Origin of the sequence: Glaciecola sp. 1036 (genome assembly GCF_050306235.1) — a bacterium.
Taxonomy (GTDB): domain Bacteria; phylum Pseudomonadota; class Gammaproteobacteria; order Enterobacterales; family Alteromonadaceae; genus Glaciecola.
Window position 1 is genome coordinate 137825 of sequence record NZ_JBLWFH010000008.1, and the last position, 13619, is coordinate 151443.

Below are 13619 nucleotides of genomic sequence, written 5' to 3' on the forward strand. Positions count from 1 at the left end.
AATACGACCCATCAAAAGCAGAACTAAATATTCGAAAACATGGAGTTTCATTCGATGAAGCGACAAGTGTTTTGTTTGATCCTAAACGGACTTGGTTTCGAAGATAGTGATTCTGAATTAGAGCAAAGATGGGTTCTCTTAGGGATGAGTGAGCAAAATAGACTATTAGTTGTCGTATATACATTGCGAGAGAATGAAATTATTCGATTGATTTCAGCTCGAAAAGAGGTAAAGCAATATGAAAGATGAATATGACTTTTCCAAATCAAAGTCTGCAAGCGAAATTCCTCACTTAGCTAAACTACAAAGTGAAGGCAAAAGTAGAATTACAATTATGCTCGATAATGACATTTTAGATTTTTATCGAGATAGAGCTAAATTTGAGGGAATTGGTTATCAAACCCTAATTAATGCAACTCTTAGAGAAGCTGTCCAAGCAAAGCCTCTGGACGAAGAAGCCTTACGGCGTATTTTGCGTGAAGAGTTGAAAACTTCGTAAGTGAGAACAGACCCTAACAAATTGCTAAAGCGAATTAATTTGAACTGTCACAATTTTATGCTTTCGCAACTATTGCGCCAACTCAAATTAATTCGCTTAGCAAGGCGTTAGCTTTCTAAGGAGTAGAAATTGAGTCCAACAGTATTCAGGGAAGATGGCTATCGGTTCTTCTTTTTCTCACGAGAAGAGTCTCGTATGCATGTTCATGTTTTATCGGGTGACGGTGAAGCAAAATATTGGTTAGAGCCAGAAATAGCATTAGCGAAATCTTTCGGTTATTCTAGTAAACAACTATCTCGAATCGAACAATTGGTCATGGGGCATCAAGATGAGCTCATCAGCGCTTGGCAACGACACTTTAAAGACTGAAGTTACTAACGTATCACCGTTTGGCATATGGCTTCTCACCTCGTCGGACAAAGAGTATTTCTTGTCATTCGAAGACTATCCTTGGTTTAAATCTAAGCCAATTGAACAGATTTTTAATATTGAAGAGTTTGCGCCAGGTCATTTTCATTGGCCTGATTTGGATGTGGATCTAAGCGAACAGATACTTGATAACCCAGACAAGTATCCTTTAAAGGCGAAAGCTAACAATAGATTGAACAGAGATGCCTAGTCAATGTCATGTCGCTTGCATTCGCAACCGTCATGCCATCAACTAGCCACTCGTTAATCGAGCGTTATCTAACACGGAGAAGTTATTGGTTGAACAGCAGGAAAGTAAGGTTGGTCAAACTAAGAATGTAGCTATTATCTACGGGATGATTTCTGTAGGTTTAATTACAGCAGTAGTAACTGGTCAAACTATTAATGGCCAACAGCTGTCTTCAACAAATGATATTTGGCTACCGGTTTTTCTACTTTTCACGTCAATTGGCGTATACAGAAAAACCTGGTGGGGAAGTTGGTTTGGCTACCTGGTTTCTGTCCCCTTTTTTATTAATGTTCCAGTGGGGACTTTTTTAGGTGGCTACATGCTCTGGCATTTAACTAAATATCGGGATAGTTTCAAACATTGGATTTAGCAGCTAACAAATCAAACAATAGGGATAATATCAGCCCATGTCATGCCGATTGCATATGCAAAAGAGATTTATGCTCAAATTCATAGTTTTTAGTTCTGTACTAGTGCTTTCTATTTTTTCTGTTCAGGCCAAAAGTGACTGTGATATCTCGGGCATTTGGAATCACTCAGCTAAACCCGCAAAACTATTAATCGACCTAAACAAATCTGAGGTCACTGTTTACTCTCATGATAATAATTCGAACGCAATTGGATTAGTTGTTTTGAAAGCCTTAAAACCAACATCAAATTCTTCGTTATGGGAGGCAAAGATGTATAGTGCAGAAGAAGATTCGTTTGTTAATGTTCAGATATCCTCAAAAGGTTGCAATAAATTAATTGTTATTTTTGACGGTGAAGAGGTTTTAGAGCTTATTAGGTAAATTTAGCAGACGTCAAATCGCGTTTATAGTTACGGTCCTAAAAGCTTTGAAGGTTTTTCCATAGGAAAACTTTAAAGCCTTAATGAATTTTTTCTAATTTACCATGACCAGTCATCGGAAAATTTAAGTCGGCGCTAAATCTTGAGGTGAAGTTGCGGTCAGAGTGTCAGAGTTTTTAGCAAGACATGGTTTATAGGCTCATTCGTCAACTTAATCCAAATTCAATTTTTTAGTTTGTCGTGCATTGGGAATTTTTTAAAAATAAGGAAATCAGGTGAAATTTAGCACGTTATTAATTGTTGTTTTTTGTGGTTTGTTGTTTTCTACCAGTGTTTATTCTACTGAAAAACAATGTGAACAAATAGAAGCCCCCATCGTTTTCGATCAATATGGCTTACCTACCTTAGAGCTGATAATTAATGGCGAGAGTAATTTTGCTTTAATTGATCTTGGATCTAGGGCTGGAATCCATTTACCTGTTTCCACTATAAGCAGTATCTCAAATGTAAAATATACGGGTGAAACTTCAAACACTACCAATATTTCTGGTGAAGTATTTACATCGAAAGAGTTTGTTGTACCAATGATGGCTATTGGCTGTATGAAATTTGAAAATATAATAGGGTATGAGCTCAATCCTTGGGCAGCGTCTATTGGTGATAAACCCGAAGGTGAGGAAGAAAATTTACAACTAGTCATAGGTCAGGGATTTTTCGGAGATAAACAAATTGTTATTGATTATCTAAATAAGAAGCTGACTGTTAGCAATAAAAACAGTGCACTTGAGTCTACAGATAACAGTAAATTTAAGCCTTATGAGCTTAGTGATGAAGGCATTACTATCCAAATGAGCAGTTCGCTAGCTGATTATCAAATGGTGCTAGATACAGGAGCATCAAGCTCAATATTTTCACTTAATAAAGTAGATAACAACGAGCCATTAACAGAATGCAATTACGATTTGGGACCAGATGTACAGTGCAAAATATTCACTTCTGAGGTAAATATCGCTGGCTTTAGTTTTGTTCCGAACCTTTTGCTTTATCCGATAGATCCAAGGTTTACAAAAGATGGTTTATTAGGAAGCGATTTTTTTAATAAGTTTACTGTGGCGTTAGATTTTTCTAATAACAGAATTGCAATTAGCCCAAATGAATCGAGTAAATTGTAGATTGGCTAATGCCGAGCATTTAAATTAGTCAATTTGACAGTTTAAAATTGGCATATTCAGCAAAACTCAATTCCAATTTGTCGTTTAGTTTAGAAGTCACCATATTGAACAAAAGGAGCATTAGTAGTATGGACCTAGAAAAATGGGAACAAACGAGAGCAAAAGGCAAAACCCGTTTTGTAATAATGAAAGGTGTGATCGGTTGGGGTGTCACTACTGCTATTTTGTGGTCAATCATAATGGCATTTGTAGCGCCAACAGATAATCTATGGTTACGGCCATTACTTGCGCTTGTTCTTTTCCCCTTAGGCGGCATAGCCTTTGGACATTTTGCTTGGCAATCAGCCGAGAAAAAATATGCAAAAAGTAAAGCAAAGTAAGCCTTGGTTAGTGAATATACTCTCCGTAAGTATAATTGAATAATTTTTAGGAAAAATTTTTTTGGATATTAAGCTTTTAGACGTTACCAAAGTAAATTGGCTCGATATGATTGAGCTCGAAATCACCAAGCAGCAGGAAAATTATGTGGCGCTTCCAGCAGAAGCAATCGCTGCTTCTAAATTCTATGACTACTACGTAAATCGTGGGATCTATTTAGGCGATAAACCCATAGGCTTTTTGCAGTATTACCCTAATTACCGTGACGAAAAACCCAATGAAATTTTCATCGACCAACTTTTATTAGATGTTGAATATCAGGGCAAAGGATACGGGACCATAGCTACTGCTTTGGCAATCGAAGAAATAAAAGCATTAGAAGGCTTTAATGCCATTTCAATTTGCTATGTGGAAGGCCATGATATAATGAAAAAGTTTTTTGAACGTTTTGGTTTTAAGGTGGTTGATCAAGACGAGTTTGACGAAACCATAATGGAGTTACATTATGGGTAGAGGGGATTGCTAATCCCTTATCGATATTTACAAGGACAGTATCATGATAGGCCTAATTTTATTTGCCATATCTTGGATTCTACTTCGCTTACAAAAGCGGCCGATCTCAGAACTCGGATTTAATAAACCTGTTCAGAGATCTGTCGAATTTATAGGTGGCTTAATAATAGCAGCCGTCTTTGCAAGCTTTCAGTTTGTTCTTATCGCCCATTTTTCAGATTTTAACTGGCAACTGAATCCTGAGTATTCATTATCCAATTTGATACAAAGTTTGCGCTGGAATCTGAATTCAGTTTTATACGAAGAGCTGTTATTCCGTGGCTATCTGCTTTACAAAGCCATCGAATATTTAGGTGTTAGAAAAGCCTGTTTGTTGTCGGCGGTTGCCTTTGGGATATATCATTGGTTCTCCTACGGGATTTGGGGGGCTTTGGTGCCCATGGTGTATGTGTTTATTTTGACCGGGTCTTTCGGTTTGATGACCGCCTATGCATTTGCAAAGTCAAAATCGGTCATATTGCCAATTGCCCTTCATTTAGGCTGGAATTTGACTACAAATTTAATTTTTTCCAATGGTCCTATTGGCCAACAGCTTTTAGTTCCTAGCATTTCAGATCCTAAGGTTATGGAGAGTTCCGAACAAATAATAGCTAATATCATTATTCCATTGAGTTTTGTGAGCTTGGTGCTTTGGATAGTCACTAAAAAAATAGCCAGATACCGGCATTAACCAGCCAAGTGACCTATTTTAAGGATGTAAAAAGATGCCATATCGATTAAAGCATTATGCACAGCCAGTAAATGTGGATGCCAGAAGCCGAATAGATGTATTTTTATTAGAATTTTCAGTATGTTTGATTACAGGAGGCATGGCATATTGGGCTCGCGACGTAGAATTAAGGCTGTTTTTCGGTTGCTTAATTGTATCCCTAATATGTCTAGTGCTTACTTTGCACAATGTTTATGTGATAGGTAAAGCCCTACGAAACAAATATAAAGCAGATAAAGTAGCCGAACCATTGAACAACAAAACAAATAAATAAAAGAGTAATTATGCAAGTATCAGCTGTTAATAAAGATGACTACCTAAGGTTGATTGATATATGGGAAGCGTCTGTGCGAGCAACCCATGACTTTCTACCCGAACAAAATATCAATGAACTAAAGCCATTAATTCTGGAACATTATTTTGATGCGGTAGAACTAAGATGCGTTAAAGATGATGATGAAATTATCGGATTTATCGGCGTTGCCGATACAAATATTGAAATGCTTTTTGTCAGCCCAAGTGCTTTTGGAACTGGCGTTGGAAAGCTTCTACTTCAAAATGCAGTAAAAGAGTTAAAGGCTTCAAAAGTCGATGTAAATGAACAAAATCCGCAAGCCATAGGCTTTTATCAAAAAATGGGGTTTGAAAAAGTGGGGCGGTCGGCACTCGACGGACAAGGAAATCCATTTCCGTTGCTCCACATGGCGTTAGCTAGTATCGAATCAGTTTAATTTTAAACTTATGCGCTTTAAACAATAATGAAAACTTGGGTTTACAAAAATTGGCGCCATATACCAAATAAGTAAAGCGTTAGTTTAATAAAAAGGAAGCACAAAATGATCAAATGGGAAGATCTCAAGTGGTATCAAAAAGCGGGTTTTATTTGTGTCATTTGTGTTGTAGCTTGGTTTGCACCTGAAATAACGTTATTACTGCAATTCGGTGGAATTGAAGTTGTGTTTGCCTTCGCCGTTATGTATTTCTCACCCATACTTGCGCAAGTAAAACAATTTCATCAAAAGCTAAAATCATCCATAGATTTAGCTATTGTAACTTTTCAAACTAGCGCATCCGCTCGCCCTAAAGTGTTTTGCTTACAAGCCGGTTTTTGTTGCATGGCTTTTCTTCTTACCAGTTCAGTCACCTTTTCTGCTGTTTTCTTTATGCCTGGATTATTATTCAATGGCGTACTTATCTAAATTAACCGGTCTTTATAAATAATTACCCTTATTTTGATTTTCTCAGTCACATACTCAGGATGGAACTCGTCTAAATAAGTGCATGTTAATACGGAGGACAAAAATCATGCTCTATGCTATTCGAAGTATCCTAATCAATCAGCCTTATACAAAAGTATTTGGCTATTTATCTAACCCATTTAATTTACCTAACTGGACCAACGCTTTTAGTAAAGTCGAGGCTAAAACGGCGGTGTTAGCGACTGATCAAGGACAAGTTACAATTGGATTAAGAACCTTAGCCGAAAGTGATGTGGGTAATATTGATTGGGTTATGACTTTCCCCGATTCTAGTGTTGCTACTGCTTTTTCTCGTGTTATACCTTTATCCGAAGAGCGATCTCTTTATTGTTTCACCCTTACGCCGCCGCCAGCACCATTACAAGAGTTGGAGGGAATTTTGACTGAGCAAACAAGTATTCTTGAAAAAGAACTTGAAAATGTAAAAGCAATATTGGAGGCATAATTAGATGAAAAACAATAGCCCAGAGCATATAGAGGAATCAGTAGAGCAAGCATTGGAAGGCAACAGAGAATCTATGGAATCAGTGCTTCGGGCTATTCGTAAAGACATTTATTCGTTGTCAATTCGGTTCTTAATGTCACCAGCAGACGCGGAGGATGTCACACAAGAAATTTTACTAAAAATTATGCTGAGATTGGCAAAGTTTGAAGGAAAAAGTAGTTTTAAAACATGGGTATATAGAGTTACCACAAACCATTTGTTAGATCATAAAAAAGCCAATAGCCAGCATCTAATGTCACTAGATGATTTTTCTCTAGATTTGTCAATGGGATTAAATAATACGGTGGAATCTTCTTTATATGACGCTAGATTATTAGCCGAAGTAAGAGTTGGATGTACCTTAGCCTTACTAAACTGTCTTACCCCGGACAAAAGGGTAGCTTATATTTTGGGCGATATTTTGGAGCTGGAGCACACTGAAGCTGCCTATATTCTTAATGAATCTTCCGCTGCCTACCGAAAAAGGCTTTCAAGAGCTCGAGAATTGGTCGTTAATTCGATGACTCAAAATTGTGGATTAATAAACAAGCAAGCTCTTTGTCGATGTCATAAGCGAGTAGAAACCGCAAAATCTTTAGGTCGAGTCTCTGAAAATAAACTCATTTTTATGACATCCTCTGGTGATGCCTCTCGTTTTCCCCATATTTTAGAGAAGATTCGTGCCCTTGAAGGTGCTCAAAGTACAGCTGCACTATTCCGTGCTCATAACGTTCAGGTTACACAAGATACATTTAATTTTTGGCTAAAGTCTGTTATATCTCAACATCATTAGACTGGATATTGCACAGGCGATAGAAATTAAAGGAATTAAATGCCGTTTACACCTTTCCACATGGGACCTGGAATATTAATAAAAGCACTTTTGCAAGGTAGCTTTAGCTTGATGGTGTTTGGTTGGTCACAGATCGTAATGGATTTACAACCGCTGTGGGTACTTATCACCGGCCAAGGTTACCTACATGGATTTTCTCATACCTTTGTTGGTAGTACTTTGTTAGCAATTTTTTCCGCTATAACAGGTAAGTATTTAAGTGAAATTGGATTAAGGTTAATCGGTATTTCAAAGCCGAATCAGCTAATAAAAATAACTTGGACAGTCGCTTTTTTAAGCGCTTTCATCGGTGGTTATAGTCATGTTGTTCTCGATGCAATCATGCATTCAGATTTGCGGCCTTATTATCCCTTAAATCAGAACAATCAGTTACTTGAGATATTGTCAATTTCACAACTTCACAAGCTTTGTCTATACACTGGTTTGTTCGGGGCTTTGCTGTTTTTTGTCATCCAGTGGAAATACAAAAAATAAGTTCACTGTTCCTTAAACTATGCGGCTAGCACTTTCCACTCAATAATAGGGTAGGCTTAAAATCAGTGCAGAGTTTTAAAAAACTCTGCACTGAAAAAAATAGTTTAGTTTTTTCTTCTACCTATATAGAAGATGCTAAACATCATTAACCCAAACAAGCCAGATAATGCTGGGGTATTCACGTTGTTAGACGTAGGAGGATTTGCTTGTGCAGTATAGTAATAAGTGACGCTGGCAATTGCAGACATAGAAGCTGAAAGACCAAAATAATCCACTACGCCATCATCATCTGTTTCTGCGACTCTATGATTGAAATTTCCTGTCACTGAGTAATTAGTAAAACCAGGTGTTGTAAACAAGGAAGCGTAAGATGCACTATTGTTTCCTAAAGCACTGTAATTTAATGAAATATCGTTACTAACATCACATTCTTGTGAATTCGCAAATACGGACCTTTCTAAACAAGAAGTGCGTCCGTTGTTAACGGGCGAAGATGAAAAGGAGATACCAGAACCGTTATTTACTGTAAAATCAAGACTTGCAATAAATTCTGCGTAGCCTGAAACGTTTCCGTCACTGGTATCTATAAAGCCTGCATAGTGATTGCCGGTAATTTGAATGTTTTGTAGTTGTATACGAACTGAATTTAGGGTCCCTAACGAAGTATCAAAGTTTGCTAAACTGAAGTTTCTAGTTACGATTTCTCTATTATCCCTTACCCCACTGTAGTCGATGGTACTTCTCATACCAGTACCTAAATTAACATCTGTAGAGTAAGTTATTAAAGCTGAGTTTGACGCTGTTGATATTGCAAGTAAGCCAAGGGCAAAAATTGTAGTTTTAATTTTACTGAAAATTGTCATTTTATATTCCATTAATAGGGTGTAAACAAAACCCCTTCCTAATTTAATTTCTTAAACAAATTGGATAGGCAACTTGCGCTAAGCAGGAATTATTCCGATTTTTATTTAATAACATTATCAATAAGTTACCAATAAAAATGAAAATTTTAATTTGAAAATGTAAAAAAATTAGACACTAACATTCAAAATTCTTTAATACAGGTTTCATATTTTAACTTCACAATGCCCCCGCTTTATTAGGTGATAACAGCTGAACTTTTTTTACGTTAAATTTGACCTTGACCAAATAGTCCAGTATGAATATACAAGTTCGATAAAAAATACGCTTAATTGGTTTACTTATTGAACAATAAAATTAGGTGAAAAGTAAAGAAAACGTAGTAACAATGTTACTTTAACGTTAATTTTTGCTTTTTACATTCTTGCTGACAAATAGGTCATAAAAGTGTAATAATTGGTTTGGTACAATCACGGCGTTTTTACATGTACCTATTCGTTTTGAAACAGCAGAAGACTGTTAAAAAACGGTTAGTTAGACAGAAAAAGAATACCCATACTTAGGAAACACATAATGTTTAAGAAAAACAAACTCAATCGCATTGCGATTGCAGTTGCTATGACCGTTGGTCTATCAACAGCAGCTGTAGCGCAAACTACTACTTCTACTATTAGAGGTAACGTTGCAAGCGAAGCTGGTACTACAGTCCCTAACGCGACAGTAACTATCACGCACGTTCCTTCTGGCACAGTGTCAACAGCCACTACAAACGACAGCGGTGTATTTTCTGCACGTGGTTTACGTGTTGGTGGTCCATACACAGTTACTATTTCCGGTAGCGGCTTTGCTCCGATCAAAGTAGACAATGTTTATTTATCACTTGACCAAACAATGTCTCTTCCTGTTACTGTTGAAATGAGAAGCACTACTGAAGTAATCACAGTAACTGGTTCTACAATTGCTGGCGGTGGGTTCTTAAATGAAGGGATAGGCACTAGTTTAGGCCTAGAAGCTATCGGTGAAGTTGCGTCTATCGACCGTGACATCACTGACGTTGCAGAATTAAGCCCGTTTGCTTCTGTTAACCCGCAAAGTGGCGGCGCTAAAGAATTAAGCATTGCTGGTGCTAACAACAGATTTAACTCATTGACTGTTGATGGTGTAGGCATGGGCGACCGTTTTGGTCTTAACGCAAACGGCTATCCAACTCAACGTTCTCCAATTTCTCTTGATGCTATTGAATCATTATCAATTCAGGTAGCACCTTTTGACGTTGAGTACAACGGATTTACTGGTGGTACAGTAAACGCAGTAACTAAATCAGGTACTAATGAATTCCACGGTTCACTATCTTATTACACTACTAGCGATTCTATGATCGGTGATAAGAGCAGAGACGAAGAATTCGACTTCATTTTTGAAGAAGATACTTTCGTTGCAACCCTTGGTGGTCCAATCATCAAAGACAAATTATTCTTCTTCGTTGCATATGATAAGTATGAAGAAGTTGCGCCTTTACAAAATGGTCCAGTAGGGTCAGGTGCATTGAATATTGAACCTAACATCACTATGGATGACGTTGCGGCTGTTGGTCAAATCGTTTCTGATGTTTGGGGCTTCGATATCGGTGATTTCACTAAAGGCGATGCTGAAGATGAAAAAATTCTTGCTAATATCGACTGGAACATCAATGACGATCACCGCGCTAAGTTTACTTACATCTTAACTGACGGTAATTCAATTGCTGAGCAAAACGGAAACAACTTCCTTCCATTTGGAAATGTACTAGGAGCTTCTTCGGCGTGGTATAACCGTTCTGAAAGAGTAGAAAGCTACATTGCGCACGTTTTCTCTGACTGGACTGCTAATTTCTCAACTCAATTTAAGATTGCTTCTACTGATCAAAAAACCGGTCAGAATTCAATCAACGGCGCTGAATTCCCTAACTTCGCAGTATTCCTTCGTGAAGTAGATGGTGAAGATAACTTCCTGTCAATTGGTCCAGACCGTTTCCGTCATGGTAACGAACTTGATCAAAAATTCATGCAGTATAAGTTCCTTGCTTCTTACACCATGGGCGACCATATTTTCAAAGCTGGTTATGAAAGAGAAGAAGTTGACGTAGATAACTTGTTCGCGCAGAACTCTGAAGGTTCATATTTGTTTGATAGCCTAGAAGACTTACGCAATGCTACAGCTTCTGGCTTGCTTTATAACAACGCTACAACAAACGACGAAAATGACCTTCGTGCAATTTGGGGTTACACCTCTAACTCACTATATTTACAAGATTCTTGGGATGTTGATGGTTACCTAACAGTTGATGCTGGTATTCGTTACGACTGGTATGAGTCTGAAGGTTCTATCCGTAGAAACCAAAACTTTGTTGACCGTTATGGCTACTCAAATACTACTGACATAGATGGCTTAGATGTAATTTTGCCAAGATTGTCATTTAAGTGGTTAGCTAGCGACACAGTGACTATTCGCGGTGGTGTTGGTCGATTCTCTGGCGGTTCTCCAGGCGTATGGATTTCAAACAGCTATTCTAATGACGGTGTAATTGCCGATGCGTCTAATTTAGACGGTCCTATTGCTGTTCCAACTACGCCAGATCCAGCTACAGGTCAGTACATTCCTCAGGAAGCATTGGATGCACTAGCAAACGAAGCGCCAGACGGTGACGTGAACGCGCTTAGCCCAGACTTTGAAATTCCAACCACTTGGAAGTATAACTTAGGCCTAGCATACTATGCTGACGAATTGCCATTAATTGGCGAAGGCTGGACATTCTCTGTTGATTACTTATACAACAAACTTGAAAATGCTACTTACTGGTATGATCAACGTTGTGAAACTGCTCTTGCGTTTTCACCAGATGGTCGTGGTGTGTATGACTGTGGAAGCGACCTTGATGGCGACGGAAGTAGAGATCCTGAAGCCTTGGTAGTTGGTTCTGTAGACCTAGGCAGCAGCAACTTAGTAGCAGTATCGGCATCAAACGATTGGGATACTGATTATGGCTACTTTGACTTCTTCGTGAGCTATACGCACTCTGACGTTGATGATATTGGTTACGGTACTTCATCTACTGCAACTTCAAACTACTCAGACTTCGCAGCATATGACCGTCAAAGACCAACTGAAGGTACTTCAAGCTTCCAAACTGAGCATATGTTAAAAATGCGCTTCAATTGGAGCAAAGAGTTAATTGAAGGTTATGAAACTAAAGTTTCTATCTTTGCAACTCGTCGTACTGGTCAGCCTTACAGCTACACCTTTAACGAAAACAACAACTGTGTACTAGATATCGGTGGTGGACGTTGTGCTCGTGAAAGCCGTAACGATGATGCTGGTCACTTATTGTACGTACCAACAGGTATTGATGATCCATTATTCGCAGCGTCTTCATTTGACGGTGATTTAGCAGCACAGCAAGCATTCTTTGACTATATCAATAGTTCAGAACTTGCTAAATATGCTGGTGGCATCGCACCTCGTAATGGCGATAACTCTTCTTGGTCAACAATTGTTGATTTAAGAATTCAACAAGAGTTACCAGCATTTACTGACGATCATAAACTTACCTTGTTCTTCGATATCGAAAACTTAGGTAACTTGTTAAATGATGATTGGGGTCGTGTTGAGCGTACTCGTTACGAATATGAGCGCGCTGTAGTAGCTGCTCAAATCGTAGACGGTCAATATGAGTACTTCGATTTAAGAAATCCAGATAGCATTTCTAACAATGAAATTCTCTCTCAATCAGTATGGCAACTACAACTAGGTGTTAAATACCAGTTCTAATTTGTTAGAAAACTGATGATATTTAATATCAGAGGCTAATAGTTAGCTAATATTCAAAACCCTCCTTATGGAGGGTTTTTTTATATATAAAATATATTTTTCACTTGTAAATTCTTTGTTAAACATCTATTTTAAAAGCGCTTACTTTCATTAGAATTTTATTGAATTAGTGAGCAATAAACGCATGGGGTTTTTATTTGGGACCTCATTCCCTGTTAATTTGAGACGAATTCTTATAGCGAATCGATTGATGACAGCTAATCAACCAAGTGAAAAATTGCAATCTGGACTCTATGAAAAGTCAGTTGTGACAGAAAAAAGTTACACTGCACCAGCCTTGGAAAAAGGATTGGACATCATTGAACTGCTTGCAACGCTTAGCGAAGGTTTAAAGCTAAAAGAAATAGCTGCTCAGTTAAATAAGTCTGTGTCTGAGATTTTTAGAATGGTTTGTGTGCTAGAAAAACGACAGTACATACACCTTGATAGCGAAACAGAAAAATACCACATTTCAATTAAACTGTTTGAAGTGGCTTTTGGGCAATACCCAGTAAAAACCTTATCTGAAGTCGCTACTAAAGAGTTATCTTACTTAACCAAAGAGATAAAGCAGTCTGCTTATTTATCTGTGCTTAATAATGAAAGTACTATCGTTACTGCTTATCAAGAAAGCCCAACAGAAAACCATTTTAAAGTGGGGTTAGGAAGTTCTGCTCCTATTTTAGATAGTTGTGCTGGGCATGTTTTTGTTGCCTACATGGACGATAGTGATTATGTCAAGATTCAACAGCAATTTGGCATAACATTCGAACCTACACGACTCGAAAATCTGAAGCGCGTTATCCTTAATCAAGGTTATGAACGAATGCTGAGCAAAAAGATTCAAGGCATTGAAGAGATAGGCTTTCCAGTATTTGATCGAATGAATAGAATAGTTGCATGTTTGGTTGTGCCATTCTTACATTATCTAGACAATTCCAATGTGGTTGACATTAACACTGCTATTCAAGAAGCAGGGTTAAGCGCTCAAAGAATGACAATTGCATTATCGACTAGTTAATTACTAACTCCCTTCTTAAGTCCAAATCTATAAAACACTGCC

The 13619-nt window shown here is 37.8% G+C and carries 19 protein-coding genes; 18 read left to right on the plus strand and 1 reads right to left on the minus strand.

The window, feature by feature from the left end; genetic code table 11:
- Positions 1–54 precede the first annotated feature (54 nt).
- The 16 genes from ACNKW3_RS13060 to ACNKW3_RS13135 all read left to right on the plus strand — a co-directional run bounded on the left by ACNKW3_RS13060 (position 55) and on the right by ACNKW3_RS13135 (position 7849).
- Complete coding sequence (locus tag ACNKW3_RS13060) at positions 55–249, plus strand: BrnT family toxin (protein ID WP_427399746.1); 195 nt, start codon at positions 55–57, stop codon at positions 247–249.
- Positions 239–499: a BrnA antitoxin family protein gene (locus tag ACNKW3_RS13065; protein ID WP_427399747.1), complete on the plus strand. Its 261-nt coding sequence runs from the start codon at positions 239–241 to the stop codon at positions 497–499. Before ACNKW3_RS13060 ends, ACNKW3_RS13065 begins: the two co-directional genes overlap by 11 nt.
- Positions 500–628: 129 nt before the next feature.
- A complete protein-coding gene (locus ACNKW3_RS13070; RefSeq protein WP_427399748.1) occupies positions 629–868 on the plus strand; it encodes a DUF4160 domain-containing protein in 240 nt (79 codons plus the stop codon).
- Positions 828–1118, plus strand: coding sequence for a DUF2442 domain-containing protein (locus ACNKW3_RS13075; RefSeq protein ID WP_427399749.1), 291 nt, complete (start codon positions 828–830; stop codon positions 1116–1118). The genes ACNKW3_RS13070 and ACNKW3_RS13075 overlap by 41 nt, the downstream gene beginning before the upstream one ends.
- Positions 1119–1203: 85 nt before the next feature.
- Entirely contained in the window at positions 1204–1527 is a 324-nt protein-coding gene (locus ACNKW3_RS13080; protein WP_427399750.1) for a hypothetical protein, read from the plus strand.
- A gap of 70 nt (positions 1528–1597) precedes the next feature.
- On the plus strand, positions 1598–1948 hold the full coding sequence (locus ACNKW3_RS13085) for a hypothetical protein (RefSeq protein ID WP_427399751.1): 351 nt from the start codon (positions 1598–1600) through the stop codon (positions 1946–1948).
- 274 nt (positions 1949–2222) lie between these two features.
- The gene (locus tag ACNKW3_RS13090) at positions 2223–3119 is read left to right on the plus strand and encodes a hypothetical protein (RefSeq protein ID WP_427399752.1); all 897 of its coding nucleotides are present in this window, start codon (positions 2223–2225) and stop codon (positions 3117–3119) included.
- A gap of 128 nt (positions 3120–3247) precedes the next feature.
- Positions 3248–3499 (plus strand): hypothetical protein, encoded by a 252-nt coding sequence (locus tag ACNKW3_RS13095; protein WP_427399753.1) that lies wholly within the window; start codon positions 3248–3250, stop codon positions 3497–3499.
- Positions 3500–3560: 61 nt separating this feature from the next.
- Positions 3561–4010, plus strand: a complete 450-nt coding sequence (locus tag ACNKW3_RS13100) for a GNAT family N-acetyltransferase (protein ID WP_427399754.1) — start codon at positions 3561–3563, stop codon at positions 4008–4010.
- A 43-nt stretch (positions 4011–4053) separates the two neighbouring features.
- The gene (locus ACNKW3_RS13105) at positions 4054–4740 is read left to right on the plus strand and encodes a CPBP family intramembrane glutamic endopeptidase (protein WP_427399755.1); all 687 of its coding nucleotides are present in this window, start codon (positions 4054–4056) and stop codon (positions 4738–4740) included.
- A 34-nt stretch (positions 4741–4774) separates the two neighbouring features.
- Positions 4775–5053: a hypothetical protein gene (locus tag ACNKW3_RS13110; RefSeq protein WP_427399756.1), complete on the plus strand. Its 279-nt coding sequence runs from the start codon at positions 4775–4777 to the stop codon at positions 5051–5053.
- Positions 5054–5063: 10 nt separating this feature from the next.
- Complete coding sequence (locus ACNKW3_RS13115; RefSeq protein WP_427399757.1) at positions 5064–5510, plus strand: acetyltransferase; 447 nt, start codon at positions 5064–5066, stop codon at positions 5508–5510.
- 105 nt (positions 5511–5615) lie between these two features.
- Positions 5616–5978: a hypothetical protein gene (locus tag ACNKW3_RS13120; protein WP_427399758.1), complete on the plus strand. Its 363-nt coding sequence runs from the start codon at positions 5616–5618 to the stop codon at positions 5976–5978.
- A gap of 106 nt (positions 5979–6084) precedes the next feature.
- The gene (locus ACNKW3_RS13125) at positions 6085–6483 is read left to right on the plus strand and encodes a hypothetical protein (RefSeq protein WP_427399759.1); all 399 of its coding nucleotides are present in this window, start codon (positions 6085–6087) and stop codon (positions 6481–6483) included.
- 4 nt (positions 6484–6487) lie between these two features.
- A complete protein-coding gene (locus tag ACNKW3_RS13130; protein WP_427399760.1) occupies positions 6488–7315 on the plus strand; it encodes an RNA polymerase sigma factor in 828 nt (275 codons plus the stop codon).
- A gap of 39 nt (positions 7316–7354) precedes the next feature.
- Positions 7355–7849 carry a hypothetical protein gene (locus ACNKW3_RS13135; protein WP_427399761.1) on the plus strand — a complete coding sequence of 165 codons (495 nt, stop codon included), beginning with the start codon at positions 7355–7357 and terminating at the stop codon, positions 7847–7849.
- A 104-nt stretch (positions 7850–7953) separates the two neighbouring features.
- On the opposite strand, the gene ACNKW3_RS13140 is transcribed toward ACNKW3_RS13135, so the two are convergent.
- Positions 7954–8712: a hypothetical protein gene (locus tag ACNKW3_RS13140; RefSeq protein WP_427399762.1), complete on the minus strand. Its 759-nt coding sequence runs from the start codon at positions 8710–8712 to the stop codon at positions 7954–7956.
- A 571-nt stretch (positions 8713–9283) separates the two neighbouring features.
- On the opposite strand from ACNKW3_RS13140, the gene ACNKW3_RS13145 reads away from it, so the two are divergent.
- The gene (locus ACNKW3_RS13145; RefSeq protein ID WP_427399763.1) at positions 9284–12517 is read left to right on the plus strand and encodes a TonB-dependent receptor; all 3234 of its coding nucleotides are present in this window, start codon (positions 9284–9286) and stop codon (positions 12515–12517) included.
- 250 nt (positions 12518–12767) lie between these two features.
- On the plus strand, positions 12768–13577 hold the full coding sequence (locus tag ACNKW3_RS13150) for an IclR family transcriptional regulator (protein WP_427399764.1): 810 nt from the start codon (positions 12768–12770) through the stop codon (positions 13575–13577).
- The last annotated feature ends 42 nt before the right edge of the window (positions 13578–13619 follow it).

Excerpts from the sequence above, each read along its gene's own strand:
- ACNKW3_RS13110 (WP_427399756.1), top strand. The coding sequence starts at position 4,775 with ATGCCATATCGATTAAAGCATTATGCACAGCCAGTAAATGTGGATGCC.
- ACNKW3_RS13130 (WP_427399760.1), top strand. The coding sequence starts at position 6,488 with ATGAAAAACAATAGCCCAGAGCATATAGAGGAATCAGTAGAGCAAGCA.
- ACNKW3_RS13140 (WP_427399762.1), bottom strand. The coding sequence starts at position 8,712 with ATGACAATTTTCAGTAAAATTAAAACTACAATTTTTGCCCTTGGCTTA.
- ACNKW3_RS13145 (WP_427399763.1), top strand. The coding sequence starts at position 9,284 with ATGTTTAAGAAAAACAAACTCAATCGCATTGCGATTGCAGTTGCTATG.
- ACNKW3_RS13060 (WP_427399746.1), top strand. The coding sequence starts at position 55 with ATGAAGCGACAAGTGTTTTGTTTGATCCTAAACGGACTTGGTTTCGAA.
- ACNKW3_RS13065 (WP_427399747.1), top strand. The coding sequence starts at position 239 with ATGAAAGATGAATATGACTTTTCCAAATCAAAGTCTGCAAGCGAAATT.
- ACNKW3_RS13095 (WP_427399753.1), top strand. The coding sequence starts at position 3,248 with ATGGACCTAGAAAAATGGGAACAAACGAGAGCAAAAGGCAAAACCCGT.
- ACNKW3_RS13085 (WP_427399751.1), top strand. The coding sequence starts at position 1,598 with ATGCTCAAATTCATAGTTTTTAGTTCTGTACTAGTGCTTTCTATTTTT.
- ACNKW3_RS13150 (WP_427399764.1), top strand. The coding sequence starts at position 12,768 with ATGACAGCTAATCAACCAAGTGAAAAATTGCAATCTGGACTCTATGAA.
- ACNKW3_RS13135 (WP_427399761.1), top strand. The coding sequence starts at position 7,355 with ATGCCGTTTACACCTTTCCACATGGGACCTGGAATATTAATAAAAGCA.
- ACNKW3_RS13115 (WP_427399757.1), top strand. The coding sequence starts at position 5,064 with ATGCAAGTATCAGCTGTTAATAAAGATGACTACCTAAGGTTGATTGAT.
- ACNKW3_RS13075 (WP_427399749.1), top strand. The coding sequence starts at position 828 with ATGAGCTCATCAGCGCTTGGCAACGACACTTTAAAGACTGAAGTTACT.
- ACNKW3_RS13125 (WP_427399759.1), top strand. The coding sequence starts at position 6,085 with ATGCTCTATGCTATTCGAAGTATCCTAATCAATCAGCCTTATACAAAA.
- ACNKW3_RS13105 (WP_427399755.1), top strand. The coding sequence starts at position 4,054 with ATGATAGGCCTAATTTTATTTGCCATATCTTGGATTCTACTTCGCTTA.
- ACNKW3_RS13120 (WP_427399758.1), top strand. The coding sequence starts at position 5,616 with ATGATCAAATGGGAAGATCTCAAGTGGTATCAAAAAGCGGGTTTTATT.